This is a genomic window from Luteimonas chenhongjianii (assembly GCF_002327105.1).
Taxonomy (GTDB): Bacteria; Pseudomonadota; Gammaproteobacteria; order Xanthomonadales; family Xanthomonadaceae; genus Luteimonas; species Luteimonas chenhongjianii.
In genome coordinates this window covers 1,231,954-1,254,793 of record NZ_CP023406.1, presented here as the reverse complement: position 1 = coordinate 1,254,793, position 22,840 = coordinate 1,231,954, and the positions used below count along the sequence as shown (strand labels likewise).

The following is a 22,840-nucleotide window of genomic DNA, read 5'->3' as shown; positions in this document are numbered from 1 at the left end:
CTCATCCGCCGGCGCTGGCGAATTGACGGCGTTCACGATCGCCTCGTCGGCATCCGAACCCGTCGATGCGAAGGCAACCGGCATCCCCCCGTCGATCGCTTCAGCTTCGCTCTGCGCCGTCGCTGTCGCGGAGCGCTCGGTCTCGTCCTGCTCGAAGCGCAGGCGTTCCGATGCCAGCACAGCCGCATCGATCTGCGACTGCAGGTCGAGATGCTCGAGCCCGACCGCCGCAACGGCGGACGCCTCCGGATATTCCGGCTGCTCATGTCCAAACTCGGATTCGGCAACACGCTCCGACTCCTCGCGCGCGGCCTGTTCCTGCGCGAGGCGCTCGGCTTCGTTGCGCTCCAGCTCCAGGCGCTCCGCCTCAAGACGTTCGGCTTCAAGACCTTCGGCCTCGATGCGCTCCAGTTCCACACGCTCGGCTTCGAGACGGGCCTGCTCGGCACGCTCCAGTTCCAGACGTTCGGCCTCGAGGCGCTCGGCTTCGAGACGGGCCTGCTCGGCACGCTCGGCATCTTCGCGGGCAAGTCGCTCGGCTTCGAGGCGCTCGGCTTCGAGGCGCTCGGCTTCGAGGCGCTCGGCTTCGAGGCGCTCGGCTTCGACGCGCTCGGCTTCGAGGCGCTCGGCTTCGACGCGCTCGGCTTCGAGGCGTTCGGCTTCGAGACGCTCCAGGTCCAGACGCTCGGCCTCGAGACGCTCGGCTTCGAGACGGGCCTGCTCGGCGCGCTCGGCGTCTTCGCGGGCGAAACGCTCGGCTTCGATGCGCTCCAGCTCCAGACGCTCGGCCTCGACGCGCTCGGCTTCGAGGCGCTCCAGGTCCAGACGCTCGGCCTCGAGGCGTTCGGCTTCGAGACGGGCCTGCTCGGCGCGCTCGGCGTCTTCGCGGGCGAGCCGCTCGGCTTCGATGCGCTGCTGTTCCAGGCGTTCGGCTTCGAAGCGTTCGGCTTCGAGTCGCATCTGCTCGGCGCGAGCCGGGTCTTCCTGCGTGGGAAGGCCCGGTTCCTGGCCAGTCAGCTCGTGCTCGACCGGATGTCCGCCGCCGTCCCACTGCGACGGCCCGATCCCGAATCCCGAGTCGCGCGCATCCCAGCCTTCGATCGAGGCGCCGGCGTCGTCACCGGCACCCACGCCGGAGTCCGTCGGCTCGCGATCACCTTCACCGGCATCGTCATTGCTGGCGATGGCGTCGATGTCCTCGCCCATGTCGAAGGCGAACCGCTCGACAGGGGCCTCAGGCAGTCGGTCACGCAGTTCACCGACCTGCGCCGAGAGCGCGGTCAGCACGGCGATCCGTGGCTCAGGCTGGTGCAGCTGCTGCAGCGCGTCGCGCGCAGCGTTGCAGACCGCTTCCAGCACCGGGCCGACGTCCGTGTCCGGCGCGACATCGGCCGCGACCAGGCGGCGGGCGTACTCCTCCGCGGGGCCCAGCAGCAGTCCGATCGCGGGCACTTCGGCCATCGCGAACGCGCCATGCATGGTGTGCAGCGCGCGCAGCAGGCGCTCGCCGTCGGCAGCCTCACCGGTCCGGATGGCGGCGAGCCAGTCGCCGACCGTCCGCAGATGACCCTGAACTTCAGTGTCGAGAATTTCCAGAAGCAACGCATCGACCGAGGCAGGCACGGTCTCGACCGTGCCACTGTCATCCGCGTCAGCCGCTGCACTGTCCACGGCGGTCAAAGCAGGTGCGTCGACGCTATCCGCGTCGACGTCGGCCAATTCGGCCTCGTGCGTGGCTTCGATCTGCAACGGCGCTGGGCGCGCCGGCATCGCATCGTCACCTGCGGCGATGCGCGCGGCATTGGCCTGCATCGTCTCGAGATCGGCGCGCAGCACGGTCTCGCCGCGCAGCACCGACTGCAGCTCCGGCAGGGTGTAGAAGGCCTGATCGATCATCTCGACCACCGCCGGGGTGGCCGGCCGCCCTTCGATCACGCGATTGAGCAGGCTTTCGATCGACCAGCTGAACTCGCCCAGCGCCTTGGCGCCGACCAGGCGGCCGCTGCCCTTGAGGGTATGGAAGACCCGCCGGATCGGACGCACGAGCTCGATATTGTCGGGCTGCGCGCGCCAGCGCGGCAGCAACGCGTCGAGATTCTCGATCTCGCTCGCGAACTCCTCGAGGAAGACCTCGCGGATCTCGTCATCGATCTCGTCGCCGACCTCCTCGAAGCCGCCAACACCCATCGGCGTCGGGGCGCTACGCACTGACGCAGCGACATCTGTCGCCGCCTCGGCTGCCGGTGCCGGTGCCGTTGCCGGCACCGATGCGGGCACGGTCATGGCATCGACCGGCGGCGTCCACGCCTCGATGCCGCGCGCGAGCTGTTCGACATCGACACTCGTGGCGTCGGGGGCGTCCCGGCCGTCGGATGCATCCGTTGCGGCGGCACCGGTCGTTTCAAACGAAGTCGGCAGCGGCCAGTAGCCCAGCGCTTCGAGGCTGCTGCGCGCGATGTCGAGGATGTCCGCGCGGTTGGGTCGCTGTTCGCGCAGGGCCTCGAGGTAGTACTCCAGGCTCGCCAGTGCGTCGGCGAAGGTATCGAGCTGGCGACCGTTGGGCACGCGCCGGCGCGCGATCAGCTCGTGCTCGGCATACAGCCGCACGCCATCCAGATAGCTGGCGGCCTGGGGCAGTTCCAGGATCGTCAGTGCCCCGCGGACCTCTCCCAGCAGCCGCGGCACTTCCTGCAGCTCGGTGTGGTCCCAGCCGGTCTCGACAAACGCAACGAGCGCCTGGCGCGCGTCTGAGAAGTTGGCGATCGCCTCGCGCATCAGCACCGCCATCGACAGCTGCGCTTCCATCGCGAGGGTGTCGTCGGAGGTCTCGGGGCCAGCGCCACCGAGCTGCGCGACCTGCTCGTCGAGCGTCGCATCGACATACAGCAGCGCGCCGGCCACATCGAGCAGGGTGTCCTCGCTCGCCGGCGCCGACCCGTCCACGATGGCACGCATGGTGTCGCGCTGCTGCTGGACGACGCTGCGCGCCGCAGCGAGGCCGAGCATGCCGAGCGTGTCGGCGACGCCGGTGAGCACTTCGACCTGCGGCTGCAGGCCGGCGGCATCGCGCGAGCCCATGCGCAGATGCAGGTCCAGGGCATCCTTGACCCTCAGGAGGTCTTCCTTGACAGCCGCGGATACGGTGTCGAGCAGCGCGCGGTTGCGGCCGCCGAGGCTGCCGCGCGCATGTTCGAGCTCGGCTTCGCTGGGCAACTGGGACTGCAGGTCGAATGTCTCGCGCAAGGCGTCGAGCGCCGGATGCGCGGCGTCGCTGTGGGCGACGTGATACAGCAGTTGCCGGGTCGGCTCCTGCGCCGCGTCCGACAACAGCGCGTCGAGTGGCGCCTGCGCGTGGTTGCGGATTTCACGCTCCACGCTCGCGAATACCTGGCGCAGCGGCGCGTGGCTTGCGGGCGGCAACGCCCCGTCCGCCAGCGCCTGGGCCACGCGAGACGCGACCCAGAGCATGCGCCGCTGTGATTCGGTGTCCGCACGGGCGGCCAGCGCGGACAGGCCGGCGACCAGCGCGGCGGTATCGCCCGGACTGCCCGTCTCGGGCCATGCCTGCAACGCGACCCGCAGCTGCCGCAGCGCGGCCTCGGGATCGCTGGAGACTTCTGCGGCCGGCATGGTGTCGGGCACCACGCGCGCCAGATCCGGCGCGAACAGGATGCTCTCGCTCAGCCCGCCCTCGCCGCGCGCTGCGCGCAGCTCGTTGAGCAGCGGAAGCAGCACGATCGGGATGTCACGGTGACCGCCCTGCAGACGCTCCAGATAATCGGGCAGCAGCAGCATGCCGCGCAGCAACGCCGCACAGGCCGCGTCGCGGTCGGCGATCAGGCCGTCGCGCAGGGCCCCGGCGAGGCGCCCCATCTCCTCGGCCACCATCTCCGGCGCGTACAGCTCCACCATGTGCAGCGTGCCCTGCGCCTGCTGCAGGTAGCCGGCACACAGGCGCATGCGGCTGGTGTCGACCGGATCCTCGGCGAAAGCCTCGAGTTCGACCCGCGCCTGACGCAGCACTTCGTCCAGCTCCGGCTTGATCCAGCCGAGCATGGTGTGATCGATGGCATCGCGCAGGCCGCTCATGCGGCGACTCCATGGCGGAGGCCACGCGCGCGTGCGCGAATAAGACTGGCGATCATGGAGTCCTTTCCGTGGCTCAAGCCGGCAGCTTGAAGTCGGCGACCGAGCGCCGCAGGTCGGCCGCGAGCTGAGCCAGGTTGCCGATCGACTCGGCGGTCTGGTTGGCGCCCTGCGAGGTCTGCTTGGTGATCGACTGGATGGTATGCATCGTGGTCGTGATGTTGGTCGCAGCGGAGGACTGCTGCTGCGCGGCCGACGAGATGCCCTGGATGAGGTCGGCGAGGTTGGTCGACACGCTCTCGATCTCGCCGAGCGCCGTACCGGCATCCTCGGCCAGGCGCGCACCGGCAACGACTTCGGACGTCGTCTGTTCCATCGAAGTCACCGCCTCGTTGGTATCGGACTGGATGGTCTGGACCAGCGTTTCGATGCGGCGCGTCGCATTGGTCGCGCGTTCCGCGAGGCGCTGCACTTCGTCGGCGACTACTGCGAAGCCACGGCCCGCCTCACCCGCCGAGGCCGCCTGGATCGCGGCGTTGAGCGCGAGGATGTTGGTCTGCTCGGAGATGTCGTTGATCAGTTCGACGATCGAGCCGATCTCCTGCGAGCTTTCGCCCAGCCGCTTGATGCGCTTGGAGGTTTCCTGGATCTGGTCGCGGATCGAGTCCATGCCGGCAATCGTCTCGCGCACCACGCCTGCGCCCTTGGTCGCGATGCGGACCGAGCGCTGCGCCACGTCGGCCGATTCGGCCGAGTTCTTCGACACCTGGTCGATGCTGACCGCGATCTCGTTGATGCGGTCGGACGCGGAATTGATCTGCTGCTCCTGATGCTCGGCCGCTTCGGCCAGATGCATCGCGGTGGCCTGGGTTTCCTGGGCGCTGGAGGCCACCTGAACCGAGGTGTCGTTGATCGTCTGCACGAGGCTGCGCAGCTGCTCGATGGCGAAGTTGATCGAGTCGGCGATCGCGCCGGTCATGTCCTCGGTGACCGTCGCCTTGACGGTCAGGTCGCCTTCGGCGAGCGAACCCATTTCGTCCAGCAGGCGCATGATCGCCTCCTGGTTGCGGTTATTGAGCTCCATCGTGGTTTCGTAGCGCTCGCGCTGGGCGCGGTTGAGCGAGATCAACAGGCCGGCGATCGCGACCAGGGCAAGCAGACCGGCAAGGATGCTGATCCAGATGTTGCCAAGCAGGCTGCGGTCGGTGAGCGAACCGAATGCGGTGAACGCGTTGAACAGCGACTCGCTGTCGCTGAGCAGCTGGTCGGAGCCGGCCACCAGCGCACCGGCAGCGGCCTGGGCCTGGAACAGCTGCTCGCTGCTGCCGAGGATCGCCTCGAGTTCGGCGCGCATCCGCGCCCAGGTCTCGTCGGCGCGGGTCAGTGCGGCAAGCGCATTGCCGTTGGTCAGCGCCTGCAACTCGCGCGCCGGATCCCCTTCGCGCAGGCCGGTCATGACCTGCTGGAAATCCTCGGCGTTGCGGCGCAGGCCCTGGCCTGCGATCGCGGCGCCGGGGCCGCCGGCCTGCACCTCGGTCACGCGGCGGGCCATGTCGCCGGCGATCACCACCTGGCGCAATGCCATGTAGACCTGCGACGACGGCGAGCCGCTGCTCGACATCGCGCGCACGAGTTCGTCGAGCAGCGCCTGCAGCTGCGGTACGCCCTGGCTGAAGCGCTCCGCCTGACCGGCGAACGCGGTCACCGCTTCCTCGCTGTCGGCCAGCCGCTGGGCACTTGCACCAAGTGGCTCCCAGGTGCGGGTCACCGTGGCGATGGGGCCGGCGACGCCGGTCGTATTGCCGAAGCTGTTGTTGAGCTGGCGGATGTCGCCATCGATCTGGGCGCGCGTTTCGTTGAACGCGGCGAACGCCGCGGCGTTGCCGCGCACCGCCTCGGTGCCCTGGTTGGCCAGCCGCTGGCTGTCCACGCGCAGGTTGGAGGCCGCCGTACTGGCACCGCCCAGCCGTGAGGCCTTCCAGGTGCTGTAACCGGTATTGAGGACCAGGATCGTGCCGGCGACAACAAGCATCACGACCCAGAAATTCGTGCCGAAGGTGCGGCGCGGTGCGACGAGAGTGTCGGCGGCTGTGCTCATGCTGGCGTTCCGTTCCTGATCTTGAGTGCGAGCGCGGCCATCAGGCCGCGGCGTGTCTGAATTCGGGGGTACGAGTGAGGCGGTCGAGACTGAAGACCCCCCAGGTCGCATTGGCGTGCGCGTAGGCGCGATCGACGAAGTGGCCGTAGCGGCCCTCGGCGACCCGGTCGGCGGAGACCTCGTCTTCCTCGAGGAAGCTGCGCTGGCCGAAGAGCTCGTCGATCGTCAGCGCGACGTCGCCGCCGGGCTGGCGCACGATCAGCACGCGCTGGCTTTCGTGCAGAACCGTGCGTTCGCCTTCGAGGAACTGCTTGAGGTCGACGATCGGCAGCAGGCTGCCGCGAACGTTGGCGACGCCGAGCATCCACGGCTGTGCCCCGGGCACCGGCGTGACCGGCGGTATCGGCATGATCTCGACGACCTCGTCGAACGAGGAGGCGAGCATGCGGCGGCCGACGCGATAGCCCACGCCGCGCCACAGGCCAGGCGCATCGAGTTCCTCGGGCAGGCCGACGCTGTGGGCGAGGCTGCGACGCTCGTACTCGGCCAGCAGTGCGAACACGCCGGCCACAGCGGCATCGGATGGCGAGGCCGACATCAGCCGGCCAGAACCGCGTTGACCTGCTCGATCAGCGCATCCTCGGTCGGCGGCTTGACGATGTAACCCTTGGCCCCCTGACGCATGCCCCACATGCGGTCGGTTTCCATGCCCTTGGTGCTGATGATGATGACCGGGATGCTGGCGGTGTCGGCATCCTTGGCCAGCGCACGCGTGGCATGGAACCCGCTCATGCCCGGCAGCACCACGTCCATCAGCACGAGGTCGGGGCGATCGCGCTTGCAGCTCGCGATGCCGTCCTCGGCGTTGTCCAATGCCGTGACCTGGTGCCCGTGGCGTTCGAGCCACTGGGTCAGCACGGCGGTGTCGGTCGGAGAATCCTCGATCAACAGGATGCGAGCCATGTCCTGCCCCCTCAGGCGGTGACGTGTGTGCGGATCGCGTCGAGGAGTTCCTCGCGCGTGAACGGCTTGGTGACGTACTGCTCGGAGCCGACGATGCGGCCGCGCGCCTTGTCGAACAGGCCGTCCTTGGACGACAGCATGATCACCGGCGTATTGCGGAACACCTGGTTGTTCTTGATCAACGCACAGGTCTGATAGCCGTCCAGCCGCGGCATCATGATGTCGACGAAGATGATCTGCGGCTTGTGCTCGGCGATCTTCGCCAGCGCCTCGAACCCGTCGACAGCCGTGACCACCTCGGCGCCCTCGCGGCGCAGCAGCGTCTCGGCCGTGCGGCGGATGGTGCGCGAGTCATCGATCACCATCACCCGGAGCCCGTCGAGGCTGCCGGAGGACGGCTTGTCGTCACTGGTCATGCGTTCTCCCCTGATGCGTGGCGCGGAGTCTTCGCGCGCCAGAGCAGGACGGAGTTATACCCCGGCTCGACATGCAGCTGTCAAGGTTTCGATGCGGTTTGTGCACATCGCCTCGAAATAGCCGCCGCAGCGCATGCGTGCGCCCCTGATAAGATCGTGCGCCTCCCAAGCCGCAGGTCATGCGCATGCCCCTGGATGTCGTCGTGGTGATGGATCCGATCGCGTCGATCACGATCGCCAAGGACTCCACGTTCGCAATGCTGCTCGAGGCCCGGCGGCGCGGCCATCGCCTGCATTACGTCATCCCCGGCGGCCTGGCCATGGTCGGCGGCGACGCGGTGGCGCGCGTGGCGCCACTGGACGTGCGCGAGGATCCCACCGACTGGTACACGCTCGGCGCGTCGAGCCTGCGCCGTTTCGGCGAGGGCGACGTGGTGCTGATGCGCAAGGATCCACCGGTCGATCCCGAGTTCGTGGGCGACACCCAGATCCTGAGCGTCGCGCAGCGCCAGGGGGCCTGGATCGTCAACGACCCCCAGGGCCTGCGCGACATGAACGAGAAGCTCGGCGCGCTGGCCTTCCCGCAGTGCTGCCCGCCGACGCTGGTCAGCCGTGACGCGGCCTCGCTCAAAGCCTTCGTCGCCGAGCACCGGGACGCGGTGCTCAAGCCGCTCGACGGCATGGGCGGACGCTCGATCTTCCGCGCCGTCGCCGGCGACGCGAACCTCAACGTGATCCTCGAGACGCTGACCGACGGCGGACGCCGGCTGGCGATGGCGCAGCGCTACCTGCCGGAGATCGTCGACGGCGACAAGCGCATCCTGCTCATCGACGGCGTTCCGGTCGACTATTGCCTGGCGCGGATTCCGCAAGGCGACGAGTTCCGCGGCAACCTGGCCGCCGGCGGCCGCGGCGAGGCGCGCCCGCTGAGCGAACGCGACCGCTGGATCGCGGCGCAGGTCGGCCCGGCGCTGGCCGCGCGCGGCATGCGCTTCGTCGGTCTCGACGTGATCGGCGACTGGCTGACCGAGGTCAACGTCACCAGCCCCACCTGCATCCGCGAGATCGACGCCGCCTACGGCACCAATATCGCCGGCCTGCTGTTCGATGCGATCGAGCGCGGCCCGGTCGCATCGTCCGCGCGCTGACAGCCGTTCGCGACGTGTCTACCGCTGCGCCGCCGCAGATCGACGACCGCGCGCGCCTGGGTGCGACGCTGGTCCTGTCGCTGCTGGTGCACGGCCTGCTGGTGCTCGGCATCGGCTTCGCCAGCGAGGATGCCGCGCCGGTGATGCCGACGCTGGATGTGATCCTCACCGAGACCACCAGCCCGCTGACCCAGGCCCAGGCCGATTTTCTCGCCCAGGCCAGCAACCAGGGCGGCGGCGAGCACGAACGCAGCAACCGCCCGCGCGAGGCCCAGCTCGGCCAGGTGCCGCAGGACAGCACCGGCGTCGCGCCGATGGAGATGCGCGCGCAATCGCCCGACGCGCAGCCACCGCCCCGCGACCGGGTGGTTGCCAGCACCCGCGGCGACACCGCCCTGCCGACCGAGGACCCGACCCGGCAGGCCGATCCTTCGACGCTGCCGCGCGGGCCGGAGAAGATCGAGCGCGATCTCGAGATGGCCCGGCTGGCGGCCGAGATCCACCTGCGTTCGGAGCGCTATGCGCGCAGGCCCAAGCGCAAGTTCGTATCGGCGAGCACGCAGGAGTACGTCTACGCTGCGTATCTGCGGCAGTGGGTCGACCGGGTGGAGCGCGTCGGCAACCTCAACTATCCCGACGAGGCCCGGCGCCGCCAGCTTGCCGGCGAGCTGGTGATCAGCGTGGCGATCCGTCGCGACGGCTCGGTCGAGCGTTCGGACATCATCCGCAGCAGCGGGATCCCGCTGCTCGACGACGCCGCGCTGTCGATCGCCCGCCTTGCCGAACCCTACCCGCCGCTGCCGGCGACCAGCGAGGAGGTCGACGTGCTGCATGTCACCCGCACCTGGAACTTCCTGCCGGGCGGCGAGCTGATCGACGATCGTTGAAGCAGCGCGCGTGCGGCGCGGCGGCCTGTGGAGCCCGCGCGACGGTGGCGAGCAAGCCGCATCGCTCGCCAGCCCGCTCGGCCAGGACTAGAGGCGGCGCCAGCCGAAGCCTTCGCCGCTGCGCCAGAACACGCCGCGGGCCTGGCCGTAGATCGACGCCGCGGGCACGAAACCGAAGTACCGCCCGTCGATGCTGGCGCCGCGATGATCGCCGAGCACGAGCACCTGGCCGTCAGGGACCACCAGGTTGTGCAGATCGGGACCACCGCCATCGTCCAGGTTGAGCACGACCTGGACGTCACCGAAATCTTCCGGTCCGCCCGGCTGCGCGGCCAGCGGCGTGCCATTGATCGCGAGGCGGCCATCGACGAGGTCGACGCGGTCGCCGGCCACCGCGACCACGCGCTTGATCAGGCGCACGTTGTCCGACGGCGAGCGGAACACGACCACGTCGCCCGGCGCGAGCGGATCGCCCGGCCACAGGGTCAACTGGCTGAACGGAACGCGCAAGCCATAGGCACGCATGTCGACGACCACCCGGTCGCCGGGTGCCAGCGCCGGTTCCATGGACCCGCTGGGCACGTAGTAGTGGTTGGCGAGCGAGGAGCGCGCGACCAGCAGCAGGGCGAGCAGGCAGATCATCGGCAGCGCTTCGCGGTGCAACCAGCGGCGCAGGCGGGCGCCGCGGTGTCCGGCGCGCCAGGGGGACGGGGCGGGCGTAGGTGTCATGCGGCGCTCCTGGGCGGTCAGGGAAAGAGTCAGGGCGCGTCCGGCGCGCCCGGTTCCGCGGCGCGCCGGGCCGCGCGAAGGGCCACCTGCTCGACGAGGGTCAGCGCGACGTTGTCGCGCAGATAGGCCGGCTCGACCCGCTCCGGGGCGACCGCCTCGCCACGCGCATACGCTGCCGCGGCGAGCCGCGCCAGATCGCCGGCACGCGGCAGCGCCAGCGCATCGACGGTCGAGAACCGCGGGGCCAGTCGCGTCTGCAGCGCAGCCTCCGCCGCGGAGAATCCGGTGCCCACCCCCGCCCAACCCGTCGCGTCACCCGGCAGCTCGATGACGTCGGGCGCACCGACGTGCGCAGGCGCCAACGGCCGCAGGCCTTGCGCCTCGCGCACGAAGGCCTGGCTGTAGACCTCGCCCATCCGTGCATCGATCGCCGCGAGTACCGGAGTGCCCGGGGCGACGTCGGCGCGCATCGCCAGTACCTCCAGCGACGAGAGCGCGACGACCGGCCGCTCAAGTGCCAGCGCGATCCCCTGCGCCAGCGCGATCGCCAGACGCACGCCGGTGAACGCGCCCGGCCCCCGGCCGACGGCGATCGCGTCGAGCTGTCCACGGGCGACACCGGCCTCGGCCAGCAGGGCCTCGGCCCAGGGCAGCGCGAGCTCGGCGTGCCTGCGCGGCGCGATCTCGAACCGTTCCAGTACCCGGCCGTCGTCGTACACGGCGACGGAGCAGGCCTCGGTGGCGGTTTCGAATGCGAGCAGTTTCATGACGGCAGGGTTTCCGGGAGCGGGACAGGCGCGGGCGCGCCCGCCGGCATTGTCGCAGGCGCAGTGAAGAACGCAGCGACCGTCGAGATTTCGCGCGTGCGCGGCAGCGGCGGCAGCGAGTCGAGGAAGACACCGCCATAGCTGCGGCCGAGCAGGCGCGGATCGCACAGCACCAGTACGCCGCGATCGTGTTCGGTGCGGATCAAGCGGCCGACGCCCTGCTTGAGGGCGATGACCGCCTGCGGCAACTGTTCGTCGCGGAAGGGATTGCCGCCACTGCGGCGGATCGCATCCAGCCGCGCTTCGAATACCGGGTCGTCGGGCGCGGCGAACGGCAACTTGTCGATGACGACGACACTCAGCGCGCCGCCGGCCACGTCGACCCCCTCGCGGAAACTCGCCGCGCCCAGCAGCACGCCGTTGCCGGATTCGCGGAAGCGCTGCAGCAGCACGTGCCGCGGGGCTTCGCCCTGTACGAACAGCGGCCATGGACAGTCGCGACTGCCGTCGCGCAGCAGGGCCGCGGTCTCGCGCAGGGCGCGGTGCGAGGCGAACAGCAGGAAGGCGCGACCGCCCGAGGCCTCGAGCACCGGCAGCACCGCATCGACCACCGCGCGCGTGTAGTCCTGCGAAGCGGGCTGCGGCAGCTTCGGCGGCAGATAGCATAGCGCCTGGTGCGGCCAGTCGAACGGGCTCGGCGTCAGCAGCGTCTGCGGGGCCTCGATGCCGAGGCGTTGGGCGACGTGGTCGAAGCTGCCGTCGACCGCCAGCGTCGCCGAAGTGAACACCCAGGCCGCGCGCGAGGCTTCGCGATGCGCCCGCAACGGCGCGGAGACGTCGAGCGGCGTGCGCTGCAGGCGGAAGCCGCGCGGTGTGAGCTCGTACCAAAGCACGCCGTCGTCGGCCGCAGGCGCGTCCACGGCCGAGGGTGCCGCTTCGGCATCGTTATCGTGGTCGTCATCGTCATCGTCGAACATCGAACCGGCTGCGGCGCTGCCGTCGTTCCAGCGCCGCAGCCGGGCGACGAAGAGCTGCGCGCGGGCGTGGCAGCTGTCCAGTCCGGGGGAAGCCTCGCGCAGGGGCGCAAGCGCGTCGCGCAGATGCACCAGCGCATCATCGAGCGCATGCAGCGCGTCCTCGACCGCGGGCTCGTACAGCGCGCGGTAGCGGGTACCACGGGCCGGCAGGCCGTCCATCGCGCTGCGCAGGCCGCGCGTCGCCACGTCGAGCAGATGCGCCGGTGCCTGCAGCACCGGCAGTGCGCCGGGCACGTCCTTGCATTCGGCGATCGCGTCGCGCGCCAGCTCGACCAGGGGCCGCGCGCTCATGCCTTCACCGAAGAACTGCGCGGCGAGCTCGGGCAGCTGGTGCGCCTCGTCGACGATGAAGACCTGCGCGCCCGGCAGGATCTCGCCGAAGCCCTCCTGCTTGAGCGCCAGATCGGCCAGCAGCAGATGGTGGTTGACCACGACCACGTCGGCTGCCTGCGCACGCTGCCGCGCCTGGACCAGGAAGCACTCGCTCCAGAACGGGCATTCGTTGCCGAGGCAGTTGTCGACCGTCGAGGTGACCAGTGGCAGCAGCGGCGTGTCTTCGGGCAGGCCGTCGAGCTCGGCCATGTCGCCCATGCGCGTGCGTCCGGCCCAGGCGACGATGCGCTGGAACTGGCGGCTCTGATCAGGATTGATCTGCTCGCGCGAGGTCAGTCGCGGTTCGCCGCGCGCCTGTTCGAGCCGGTACAGGCACAGATAGTTCGCGCGGCCCTTGAGCAGCGCACTGCGCAGGCCGCTGCCGAGCGCATCGCGTACCCGGGGCAGGTCCCGATGGAACAGCTGGTCCTGCAGGGCGCGGGTGCCGGTGGAGACGATGGTCTTGAGGCCCGACAGCAGTGCCGGCACCAGATACGCGAACGTCTTGCCTGTGCCGGTACCGGCTTCGGCCAGCAACGTGCTGCGTCGGTCGATCGCGTCGGCGACCGAGCCCGCCAGCGCCTGCTGCGCGGCGCGTGGCCGGAACGCGGGAATCCGCTCGGCCAGTGCGCCGCCCTCGACGAGCGCCGCGAGGCTGCGCGCGGCAAGCCCGGCGTCAGGTGCGTCGAGCACGGAGCGGGCCCGTCACCGCACTCAGTAGCGTGTGGGCCCGGCGACGCGACAGCCGTCGGCCTGGCCGCGCGCCTGCACCGCGCCAGCGGCATCGCCGGTGGACAGGCGGACCTGCTCGAGCGTGATCCAGTGGCGTCGGCACAGCGGGCCCACCTGCGCGCCGAGCGCATATGCGCGCTCGGCCAGCTCGGTGGCGCGCGTGAAGTCGTTCTGCAGGATCGCGACCTCGGCGCGCTCCTGCAGCAATGCCGGATCGCCGTCGACGATCTCCAGCGCCTGGTCGAGCGCGGCTGCGGCCCCGTCGAGATCGCCCTGCCCTTCGAGCGCGACCGCACGCTCGCGCAGGTCCTCGACCATCGGGTCGCGCAGCGGCTGGACCGCGAGTTCGCCGTCGCCGTCGCCGGCTGCGGCGCGGATCGCCTGCACCATGGTCTGCGGCGGGATCATGGCCACGGGCGCGGCGTCCGCCGTCGTCGGCGACTGGCTGGCACAGGCAGCCAACGCAAGGGCTGCGGCAAGCGCGGCGACGCGCGGCAGGAAACGGGCTGGACTCATCAGGGTGACTCCTCGGGAGACGGTACCGGCGCAGGCTGGCTCGGCGCGGTCTCTGCAGGCGGGGCTTCGGGCTCGTCGCGACCGAAGCCGAACCACTCGCGCCAGCCGCGGCGTTCCTGCTGAACCGGTGCGCCGGTGGCATCGACCAGGTTGCCGTTCTCGTCGATGAAGGTCTGCTCCGGATCATAGACCCGGCACGGCTGATACGGCGGCGCATAGCCGCTGACGAAGGCGAACCGGCGCGCGCCCGGGCAATCGGCGTCGGTGCTGTTGGACTGCACGATCCACTTCCACTCCAGGCCGTCGTTGCTGACCTCCAGCGGCGCGCTGGGCAGACGGGCGAACATGCCCGACCAGATGCGCATCGCACCGGTCGCCCCGTAGAGGCCGGTCTGTTCGTTCTGGTCGTTGCCCACCCAGACCACGGCCAGATGGTCGCCGGTCCAGCCGGCGAACCAGCTGTCGCGGCCATCGTTGCTGGTGCCGGTCTTGCCGGCGGCATTGAGCCGGCCGAGGCCGTCGTTGACCAGTTGCCGGCCGGTGCCCGAAGTCACCGCCTCCTGCAGGCCGATGGTGACCAGACGCGCGGCGATCGCATCGCCCTCCTGCGCCGGCCGCGGGGCGTTGTCGTAGCGGCTGAGCACGCGACCCTGCTCGTCGATGACCCCGCGCACGCTGCGCAGCGGCTGGATCTCGCCGCCGGATGCGAGGAACTGGTAGAGCTGCGCCATCGCATACGGGCTCTGGTCCATCGAGCCGAGCGTCAGCGACGGATTGGGCGTGGCGCGTACGCCGGCCAGCACGTGCACCAGATCCGCCAGCGCCCGCGTACCGACCGCCTCGCCGATCCGCACCGTCGCCTGGTTGTAGGAACGGGCGAGCGCATCGATCAGTCGCACCGTGCCGTGGCTGCGGCCATCGGAATTGCCGGGTGACCATTTGCGGCCGTTCTCCAGCGTGATCGTGACCGGCGAATCGTCGACCCAGCTGGCGAGCGAATACTGCGTGGGATTGCCCAGGGCCAGCAGATAGACGAACGGCTTGAGCAACGAGCCGACCGGGCGCTGCGCCTCGACTGCGCGGTTGAAGCCGTGTTCGACCGGATCGCGGCTGCCGACCGCGGCCACGACCTCGCCCGAATGCACGTCGGTCACCAGCAGACCGGCCTGCAGTGGCGGCCGCTTGCCGGTGGACAGGTCCTTGATCGTGCGCACGGTCGCGCCTTCGGCGTAGGCCTGCGCGGAGGGCGCCATCGCGCTCATTACCGACAGTCCCGCGCCCTGCAGATCGCCGGCCGGATAGTCGCGCGCCAGCTGCCGGCGCACCAGATCGACATAGGCCGGGAACCGGTTGGCCGCGATGCTGCCGGGCGTCTCGGTGACGCCGAGCGGGCGCTTGATCGCGCGGTCGTGCGCGGCCTGGTCGATCAGGCCGGACTCGAGCATCTTGTCGAGCACGAAATTCCGGCGCTCGAGTGCACGCTCGGGATGGCGCCGCGGGTCGTAGTACGAGGGCCCGCGGATGATGCCGACCAGCAGCGCGACCTGCTCGATTTCGAGATCGTCGAGCCGACGCCCGAACCAGAATTCCGCGCCCGCGGCCACGCCGTGGATCGCCTGCGCGCCGCGCTGGCCCAGATACACCTGGTTGAGATAGGCCTCGAGGATCGGCCCCTTGCCGTAGCGTGCCTCGATCAGCATCGCGTACAGGATTTCATTGAACTTGCGCGTGTAGGTCTGCTCGCGGCCGATGCCGAGCAGGCCGCTACGGGCGAGCTGCTGGGTCAGCGTGCTCGCGCCCTGGCGTGTCTCGCCGGCGCGCAGGTTCACCATCGCGGCGCGTGCCATGCCGCTGAGGTCGATGCCGTGGTGGTGAGCGAAATCCTTGTCTTCGACCGCCTGCAGCGTATCGGTCAGCAGCGGCGGCACTTCGTCGATGCGCACCAGCCGGCGCTCTTCCTGGCGCTGGCCGTAGAGCGTGGCGATACGCGCCGGATCCATGCGCGCGACCTCGAGCGCACGCTCGCCGCCGCCATCGCGCAGGCGCGAGACGCGTCCGCCGGACAGGGTGAGCTGCACCCGGCCCGGCGCCACGACGCGGTCCACGTCGCGATAGCCGCGGCTGGAAATCGTCCAGCGCCCACCCTCGGTGGCATAGGTGCCGGGCTTGACGCCGTCGCCCTCGCGATACCCGGCTGCATCGAGTTCGGTCTTCAGCGTGGCGGCGTTCATGGCCATGCCGGGCGTGACCTGCAGCGGTCGCGCATACACGCGCGTGGGCACCTGCCAGGTCAGCGCATCGAACTTCTCGCTCACCTGGTGATTGAGATAGATCGTGTAGGGGATCAGAAAGCCCAGCCCCAGGGCCAGCAGCGCCAGCACCGCGGTGACCACCCGGCGCCGCCAGGCAGGCGGCGCATCCTCGGTCGGGTCGTCGGTGTCGTCGTCTTCGTAATCGATCCGGGCCATGGAGTTCCTGCACCCGCCACGGCGGGTCGATGTGGATGCGACAATGAGGACCGGGCAGTCTATCCCAGCGCTTCGGCGCAGGCCGTGGGCGCTCCTTGAACAGTCAGCTGGAGTTCCAAACGCATGTCGTTATCCCTGGCCGGCGCGCGATTCCAGTTCGAGCGCGCGCTCGGGCTGTACCGGCGGGGGCTCGCCAGCCTGCGCACCCGCGGTCCGGTCGCCACCTGGCAGCGCGTCAGTGCGCAACTTGGCCTGTTCGCGCCGGCAACCGCGCAGTCGCTGCTCGCCGCCGACATGTCGCCCTTCACGCCGTTTTCGGTTCCCGCGGCGCCGGAGCCGGAGCCGGAGGTCAGCATCATCATTCCGGTGCACGGCCATGCCGCGCAGACGATCGCCTGCCTGCGGGCCATCGCCGCTCATCCGCCGGCCAATTCGATCGAAGTGATCGTCGTCGACGACGCAAGCCCGGACGACAGTCTGTCGCTGCTGGGCCGGATCGACGGGCTGCGGCTGCATGCACTGGCCGCGAACCTCGGCTTCATCGGCGCCTGCAACGCCGGAGCCGCCATGGCGCGCGGCCGCTTCCTGTTGTTCCTCAACAACGACACCGTCCCCCAGCCCGGGTGGCTGGATGCCATGCGCGCAACCTTCGCCGCGCAGCGCGATGTGGGGATCGTGGGTGCGCAGCTCGTGTATCCGGATGGCCGACTGCAGGAGGCGGGTGCGATGCTCGCGCGCGACGGACGCGGGGAGAGCCGTGGACGCTTCGCCGACCCCACGCATCCCGAGTTCGCGTGGTGCGCGGACGTCGACTACGTGTCGGGCGCTGCACTGATGATCGAGCGTGCCCTGTTCTCGCAACTGGGCGGCTTCGATCCGCGATACGCGCCGGCCTACTACGAGGACACCGACCTTGCGATGCGCGTGCGCGTCGCAGGCCTGCGGGTGCTGGTGCAGCCGGCGGCATGCGTCGTGCACCTGGAAGGCGCCACTGCCGGCACCGATCCGGCCAGCGGGATGAAGGCCGCGCAGGCGCGCAACCTCCCCATCTTCGCTGCCCGCTGGCGCGATGCACTCGCCCGGCGTCCGCTCGAGCCGGTCGATGCCGGCCGTTTGCCGGCTGCAGGCACTCCGCAGGTGCTGATCGTCGACAACCTGACCCCCATGCCCGATCGGGACTCCGCCTCGCTGCGTCTGGTCAACCTGATGCGCCTGTTGCGCGAGGCGGGCGCGCACGTGGTGTTCCTGCCTGCCGACCTTCGCCACGCCGGCGGGGCTACCCGCGCGCTGCAGGCACTGGGCATCGAGGTGTGGCATGACCCGCATGCGGGCGGTGTGGCGCGCTGGATGCGCAACCACGGTCACCGGTTCCAGCGCGTCCTGCTGTGCCGGCACTACATCGCACGCGAGTTCCTGCCGCTGGTGCGCGCGCATGCTCCACAGGCGCGGGTGGTGTTCGACAGCATCGACCTGCATTACGTGCGCGAACAGCGCGGCGCGGAGGTGGCCGGCGACGCGTCGCTGGCACGCGCGGCGGCCCGCACCCGCGCGCTGGAACTCGACGTCATCGCCCGCAGCGATATCACCCTGGTGGTCAGCGCGGCGGAAGCCGAGGTGCTGGCCACGGATGCCCCGGATGCGCGGGTGACCGTGCTGTCCAACCTGCACGAGATCGCCGACACGGGCGCCGCGTTCGCGGACCGTCGGGACCTGGTCTTTGTCGGCGGCTTCCGCCATCCGCCCAATGTGGATGGCGTGCGCTGGTTCCTTGCCGACATATTCCCGCGCATCCGCGCGGCGATGCCGGACGTGGCCTTCCACTGCATCGGCGGCTACGTGCCCGACACGATCACGGCCTTTGCCGATGCGCCGGGCGTGCACATCCACGGCCACGTGCCCGACATCACCGCTTACATGGATGGCTGCCGGATCGCGGTCGCGCCGCTGCGCTTCGGCGCCGGCGTCAAGGGCAAGGTCAACCTGAGCATGGCGCACGGACAACCGGTGGTCGCCACTTCCTGCGCGGCCGAGGGCATGCATCTGCGGGCGGGCGAGGACGTGCTGCTGGCCGATGATGCCGATGCGTTCGCGGACGCCGTGGTGACGCTCTACCGGGACGCCGAACTGTGGTCGCGCCTGTCCGCGAACGGGCTGGCGAATGTGCAGGCGCATTTCTCGCTCGAGGCCGCGCGCGGAACTGTGCGCCAGGTGTTTCTCGAGCCGACCGGCTAGTTGCCGGGCGAGGCCGCGCGCAGGCGGCGGCCGAATTCGGCGAGACCGGGCACGCGCGGGTCGATGTCGCGCGCGAAACCCAGGGCGGCTTCCGCGCCAGCCACATTGCCTGCGCCCAGGCGCTCGTCGCCGATGGCCAGCCACCGTTGCGCCAACCTGCGTCGCGCGTCTGCCAGCGCGGCGGTGTCGTCACCGAGCAGTTCGCGTGCGTCCAGGCAGCTGCGCGCGCGCGCCAGGCTGTTGGCGCGCAGGCCGGCGTCGAAACATGCGCGCGCCGACGGCAGCAGGCGCGCCGACGCACGCGCCACCGCCGGGTCGTCCGGCGCGATCCGGCGCGCGGCGCGCAGCTTGTCGTAGGCGCTGTCGCCAGGAGGCTCGAGCAGATCGCCGCGCGCCTCTGCGGCCGCCGCCTGTTGCAGCAGGGCCGCGACCCGTTGGCGGCGCTGCTCTGGCGGCAACTGCGGGCCGAGCTGCGCATGGCGCGCGCGCGAGCGCTGGACGTGCTCGCCGGCGAGCCGTACCGCCTCGTTGTCGGGCGCCAGCAACCGGGCCTCGCGCAGCTGCGCATCGGCATCGGCGAAGTTGAAGTCGCGGGCGAACCGCTCGGCCCGGCGCGCATAGGCAACGCCTGCATCCGCGAGACCGCGCGCCGCGCCCGGGTCGTCGGGATCGAACGCCTGGAGCATCCGCCACTCGGCAACCGCGCGTTCGATATAACCGGCGGCGAGATCGCGCTCGGCGCGCCGGCGCAGGGCATCGAGCTCTTCGGTCAACCGGGCCTCGGTGTCGGGCAGGTCCACGTGGCCGGCATCGTAGCTGCGGACCCGCACGATCAGTTCGGCCGCCTCGCGCAGATCACCGCTCCGCAACTGCGCGCGGGCCTCTTCGAGCAGCAGGGCCAGCGCGTCTTCGCGCCCGCGCAGCGCATCGGCATTGTCCGGCTGCAGCGCCAGCGCACGCGCATACAGCGGCAGCGCGCTGGACTCCGAGCCGTCGAGGTCGCCCGCCGCCAGCGCGGCCTGGGCTGCGGAGACGAGGTGATCGACGCCCGGGCCCACGGCTTCACGCCGCCGCAGCGCGGCCTCCACCGCGTCGACATGTTCGCGCGGCGCGGACAGTTCACGCGCAAGCGCCAGCTCGGTCCGCGCCTCCTCCAGCCTCCCCGCCTCGACGGCTGCCGCCGCCTGGGCCAGCGCGCGACGCGCGACTTCGGCAAGGCCTTCGTGTGCGCGTTTGTCGTCAGGGTCGAGCGCGAGCGCGGCCTCGTATAGCTGGCGGGCGCCGCTTCCGTCGGATGCGCTCAGGCGACCGGCCGCGCTCGCGACCGCCGCTTCGTCGAGCAGGGCCTGCACGCGGGTTTCCGGCCAGATCCGGTCGACAACCAGCACCCGGACACCGATCACCAGTACCACCGCCGCCGCAAACACCGCCACTGCCGTCAACGCCATACGCCGGGAGGCCTCGCGGTCTCCGGCACGCCAGCGCACACGCCATCGCGCGAGCGGAGCGCGTTCTACAGGGTCGCGATGGTCGGATGGGCGGTGCACTCGGCGCAGTATGGGAGCAGCTGCCGCATCCGGGTGTCATCGGCGTACGGCATCCACCCCGGGCAAGCCGTCGAGCTTGCCGAGCAGGCGCGCGAGCTGGCCGTAGTCGGCCACCCGCACACGCAGTTGCAAGCGCACCCGCGACAGGCCGAGCGTCTCGCTCTGGATCGACAGCACGTGCACATCCTCCTGCGCGATCGCGTTGCTCAGGTCCTTGAGCAGATGCCGCCGATCCACCGCCTCCACGCGGATGTCCGATTCGTGCCCGCCGCCTGCGCGCCCCCACTCCACCGGCAATACGCGCTGCGGCTCGGCCGCCGACAGGCGCAGGAACGCCGGGCAGTCCTGGCGGTGCACGCTGACCCCGCGGCTGCGGGTCAGATAGCCGGCGATCGGCTCGCCCGGCAGCGGACGGCAACAGCGTGCAACCTGCACGAGCAGGTTGTCGACGCCGACCACGTGGAAATCGCTGGCGGCGGCCTTCGGTGCGCGTCGCGGCTTGCGCAGCGGCAGCGTCGGCGCCGGCTCGGCCGGCGCGTCGCGTTCGCGCTCCAGCTCGAGCAGCGCGCGGGCGATCTGGTTGGGACCGAGATCGCCGAGCGCGACCAGCACATGGAGATCGTCGACGCTGGCCACATTGAAGCGGGCCAGCACCGGGGCGAGGTCCGCATGCAGCAGGCCCAGCCGACGCAGGTCCTTGTCGAGCAGTTCGCGACCGGCCTGCAGGTTGCGCGTCCGATCGAGCCGGTTGAACCACGCGCGGACCTTCTCGCGCGAACGCGTGCTGGCGAGGAATCCATTCGCGGCCACCAGCCAGTCGCGCCGCGGCGCCGGTGTCTTCGCGGTCAGGATCTCCACACGTTCACCGCTGCGCAGCACGGTATCGAGCGGCACGATGCGGCCGTCGACCTTGGCGCCGCGGCAGCGGTGGCCGACCATCGTGTGCACCTGGTAGGCGAAGTCCAGCGGCGTTGCGCCCTGTGGCAGGTCGACGATCTCGCCCTTGGGCGTCAGCACGTAGACCCGGTCCTCGACCAGCTCGCTGCCGAGCGCCCCGACCAGCGAAGCCTCGCCCCCGGCCCCGGACTCGGTATGCGCTTCGAGCAGGCGCCGCATCCATTCGATCCGGCGCTCGAGCGCGGCGTTGCCTGCGGCGGAACGCTGCGAGCCTCCGGTCTCCTTGTAACGCCAGTGGGCGGCGACGCCGAGTTCCGAAGCTTCGTGCATCTCGCGCGTGCGGATCTGCACTTCGAGCGTCTTGCCTTCGGGCCCGACGACGGCGGTGTGCAGGGAGCGGTAATCGTTGTGCTTGGGGCGGGCGATGTAGTCGTCGAACTCGCTCGGGATCGGCGTCCACAGGGCGTGCACCACGCCCAGCGCCGCATAGCAGTCGGGTATGTCGCCGACCAGCACACGCACCGCACGCAGGTCGTAGAGTTCGCCGATCGGCACCTGTTTGCGCTGCATCTTCTTCCAGATGCTGTAGATGTGCTTGGGCCGGCCGGCCACCTCGCCCGGCACGCCCTGCGCTGCCAGCGCCTCGCCCAGCTGCAGCCGGACCTGCTCGATATAGCGCTCGCGGCCGGTGCGATTGTCATCGAGCAGTCCGGCGATGCGGCGGTAGGTGTCGGGCTGCAGGTAGCGGAACGCGAGATCCTCGAGCTCCCACTTCAGCTGCCAGATGCCGAGCCGGTTCGCCAGCGGCGCATGGATGTCGCGCGTCAGCAGAGCCAGCGCACGCCGGGCGTCGTCGTCTTCGCTCCGCGAGGCCGCACGCATCAACGCGAGCTGCCGGGACAGCAGCAACAGCACCAGCCGCAGATCGCGGACCAGCGCCAGCAGCAGCCGCCGCAGCCCCTCTGGATTGCCTTCGCTGGCCTGCTCGGCATGCAGCGACCACACCTGCCGCGCGGCGCTCAGGCCGTCGAGCAGTGGCGCGACCGCGGGCATCGCCGCCCGTACCGCCGGCTGCCAGGCCGGCACCGCATCGGCGATCGCGGTGGCGACCACTTCGCCATCGGCGCCGAGCAGGCCGAGCGAGGCGAGCGTGTCCAGCAGCACCGCCGCCGCCGCGGGCTCCGTGAGCTCCACCTCCGCCGGCAGCGCGCCGAGCAGCGCGCGCAACGACGGCCCCGACGCGGCGATCGTCGGCGACGCCAGCAGGCGGTCGCGCAGGTTGTCCGGAACCTCGGGCATCGGCCACTCGATGCAGGCGGGACGCACTACACTAGCCCCGCCCGCACCGGAGGAACAGAGCATGCGCACAGTCCAGAGTGTCTTGATCGCGGTGTTGCTGACGGCCAGCTCGGCCGCGCTCGCGCAACAGGCCGGGATCGAGGACCGCCTGAGCCCGGCGGAGTTCCGCGCCGCCGGGCTGGACAAGCTCAGTACGGCCGAGCTCGCGCGACTCAACGAACTGCTTGCGCGCGACTCCGCTGCGGCGCCGACGGCCGCGCCTGCAGCGCCGGTCGCCACCGACGTCGAAGCACGCATCGCCCAGGCCCGCGAGGAAGGACGTCGCGAAGCGCGTACCGCGGACCTGGGCAAGCGCCCGCCGCAGGCATCGCGCGAGCCGCTCGAAAGCACGATCTCCGGCCCCTTCCATGGATTCGCCCGCGGCCGCGAGTACGTCCTCGCCAACGGCCAGGTGTGGAAGCAGGTCGACAGTGCCTCGCTCGCAGGCGCGCGCGGCCAGGACGTGGCGGCGCGTATCCGTCCCGGCCTGCTGGGCGTGTGGTGGCTGCAGGTCGATGGCTACAACACCCAGGCCAAGGTCGAACGCGTCCGCTGATCCAGCCATTCCGAACACTCACTTACCCGGGAACCCAGAAATGCGCACCCT

16 protein-coding genes and 1 pseudogene are annotated in these 22,840 nt (G+C 70.5%); 5 read left to right on the top strand and 12 right to left on the bottom strand.

Annotation, left to right across the window (positions count from 1 at the left end; genetic code table 11):
- The first annotated feature begins 65 nt into the window (after nucleotides 1–65).
- The gene (locus CNR27_RS15900; protein WP_425435510.1) at nucleotides 66–1,943 is read left to right on the top strand and encodes a pentapeptide repeat-containing protein; all 1,878 of its coding nucleotides are present in this window, start codon (nucleotides 66–68) and stop codon (nucleotides 1,941–1,943) included.
- On the opposite strand, the pseudogene CNR27_RS15965 reads toward CNR27_RS15900, so the two are convergent.
- From CNR27_RS15965 to pilG, 5 genes and pseudogenes are all read right to left on the bottom strand, one after another.
- Nucleotides 1,891–3,630 (bottom strand): annotated as a pseudogene (locus tag CNR27_RS15965) (FimL-related protein); the annotation flags it as partial. The gene CNR27_RS15900 and the pseudogene CNR27_RS15965 overlap by 53 nt on opposite strands.
- Before the next feature lie 532 nt (nucleotides 3,631–4,162).
- Nucleotides 4,163–6,184, bottom strand: coding sequence for a methyl-accepting chemotaxis protein (locus tag CNR27_RS05660; protein WP_096297318.1), 2,022 nt, complete (start codon nucleotides 6,182–6,184; stop codon nucleotides 4,163–4,165).
- 40 nt (nucleotides 6,185–6,224) lie between these two features.
- The gene (locus tag CNR27_RS05655; protein ID WP_425435494.1) at nucleotides 6,225–6,782 is read right to left on the bottom strand and encodes a chemotaxis protein CheW; all 558 of its coding nucleotides are present in this window, start codon (nucleotides 6,780–6,782) and stop codon (nucleotides 6,225–6,227) included.
- Entirely contained in the window at nucleotides 6,782–7,147 is a 366-nt protein-coding gene (locus CNR27_RS05650; protein ID WP_096297317.1) for a response regulator, read from the bottom strand. The genes CNR27_RS05655 and CNR27_RS05650 overlap by 1 nt, the downstream gene beginning before the upstream one ends.
- A gap of 11 nt (nucleotides 7,148–7,158) precedes the next feature.
- Entirely contained in the window at nucleotides 7,159–7,563 is a 405-nt protein-coding gene (pilG, locus tag CNR27_RS05645; RefSeq protein WP_096297316.1) for a twitching motility response regulator PilG, read from the bottom strand.
- A 185-nt stretch (nucleotides 7,564–7,748) separates the two neighbouring features.
- On the opposite strand from pilG, the gene gshB reads away from it, so the two are divergent.
- Together gshB and CNR27_RS05635 are read left to right on the top strand one after the other, a co-directional pair.
- The gene (gene gshB / locus CNR27_RS05640) at nucleotides 7,749–8,711 is read left to right on the top strand and encodes a glutathione synthase (protein WP_096297315.1); all 963 of its coding nucleotides are present in this window, start codon (nucleotides 7,749–7,751) and stop codon (nucleotides 8,709–8,711) included.
- 14 nt (nucleotides 8,712–8,725) lie between these two features.
- Nucleotides 8,726–9,598 (top strand): energy transducer TonB, encoded by an 873-nt coding sequence (locus tag CNR27_RS05635; protein WP_096297314.1) that lies wholly within the window; start codon nucleotides 8,726–8,728, stop codon nucleotides 9,596–9,598.
- Between the two features lie 87 nt (nucleotides 9,599–9,685).
- Here CNR27_RS05635 and lepB read toward each other — a convergent pair whose 3' ends face one another.
- From lepB to mrcB, 5 genes are read right to left on the bottom strand one after another with little or no spacing between them, the layout of a single operon-like run.
- Nucleotides 9,686–10,327: a signal peptidase I gene (gene lepB / locus CNR27_RS05630; protein ID WP_096297313.1), complete on the bottom strand. Its 642-nt coding sequence runs from the start codon at nucleotides 10,325–10,327 to the stop codon at nucleotides 9,686–9,688.
- Nucleotides 10,328–10,356: 29 nt separating this feature from the next.
- Nucleotides 10,357–11,094: a tRNA (adenosine(37)-N6)-threonylcarbamoyltransferase complex dimerization subunit type 1 TsaB gene (gene tsaB / locus CNR27_RS05625; RefSeq protein ID WP_096297312.1), complete on the bottom strand. Its 738-nt coding sequence runs from the start codon at nucleotides 11,092–11,094 to the stop codon at nucleotides 10,357–10,359.
- A complete protein-coding gene (gene yoaA, locus CNR27_RS05620; protein ID WP_096297311.1) occupies nucleotides 11,091–13,196 on the bottom strand; it encodes a DNA repair helicase YoaA in 2,106 nt (701 codons plus the stop codon). The genes tsaB and yoaA overlap by 4 nt, the downstream gene beginning before the upstream one ends.
- 21 nt (nucleotides 13,197–13,217) lie before the next feature.
- Complete coding sequence (locus CNR27_RS05615; protein WP_096297310.1) at nucleotides 13,218–13,751, bottom strand: tetratricopeptide repeat protein; 534 nt, start codon at nucleotides 13,749–13,751, stop codon at nucleotides 13,218–13,220.
- Complete coding sequence (gene mrcB / locus CNR27_RS05610; RefSeq protein WP_096297309.1) at nucleotides 13,751–16,219, bottom strand: penicillin-binding protein 1B; 2,469 nt, start codon at nucleotides 16,217–16,219, stop codon at nucleotides 13,751–13,753. The genes CNR27_RS05615 and mrcB overlap by 1 nt, the downstream gene beginning before the upstream one ends.
- A 123-nt stretch (nucleotides 16,220–16,342) precedes the next feature.
- On the opposite strand from mrcB, the gene CNR27_RS05605 reads away from it, so the two are divergent.
- A complete protein-coding gene (locus CNR27_RS05605; RefSeq protein WP_096297308.1) occupies nucleotides 16,343–18,451 on the top strand; it encodes a glycosyltransferase in 2,109 nt (702 codons plus the stop codon).
- Here the strand turns inward: CNR27_RS05605 and CNR27_RS05600 are convergent.
- Entirely contained in the window at nucleotides 18,448–19,899 is a 1,452-nt protein-coding gene (locus CNR27_RS05600; RefSeq protein WP_096297307.1) for a hypothetical protein, read from the bottom strand. The genes CNR27_RS05605 and CNR27_RS05600 overlap by 4 nt on opposite strands.
- A gap of 135 nt (nucleotides 19,900–20,034) precedes the next feature.
- Nucleotides 20,035–22,221, bottom strand: a complete 2,187-nt coding sequence (locus CNR27_RS05595; RefSeq protein ID WP_425435493.1) for a RelA/SpoT family protein — start codon at nucleotides 22,219–22,221, stop codon at nucleotides 20,035–20,037.
- Between the two features lie 34 nt (nucleotides 22,222–22,255).
- On the opposite strand from CNR27_RS05595, the gene CNR27_RS05590 reads away from it, so the two are divergent.
- Nucleotides 22,256–22,789, top strand: a complete 534-nt coding sequence (locus CNR27_RS05590) for a hypothetical protein (protein WP_096297306.1) — start codon at nucleotides 22,256–22,258, stop codon at nucleotides 22,787–22,789.
- Nucleotides 22,790–22,840: the final 51 nt, after the last annotated feature.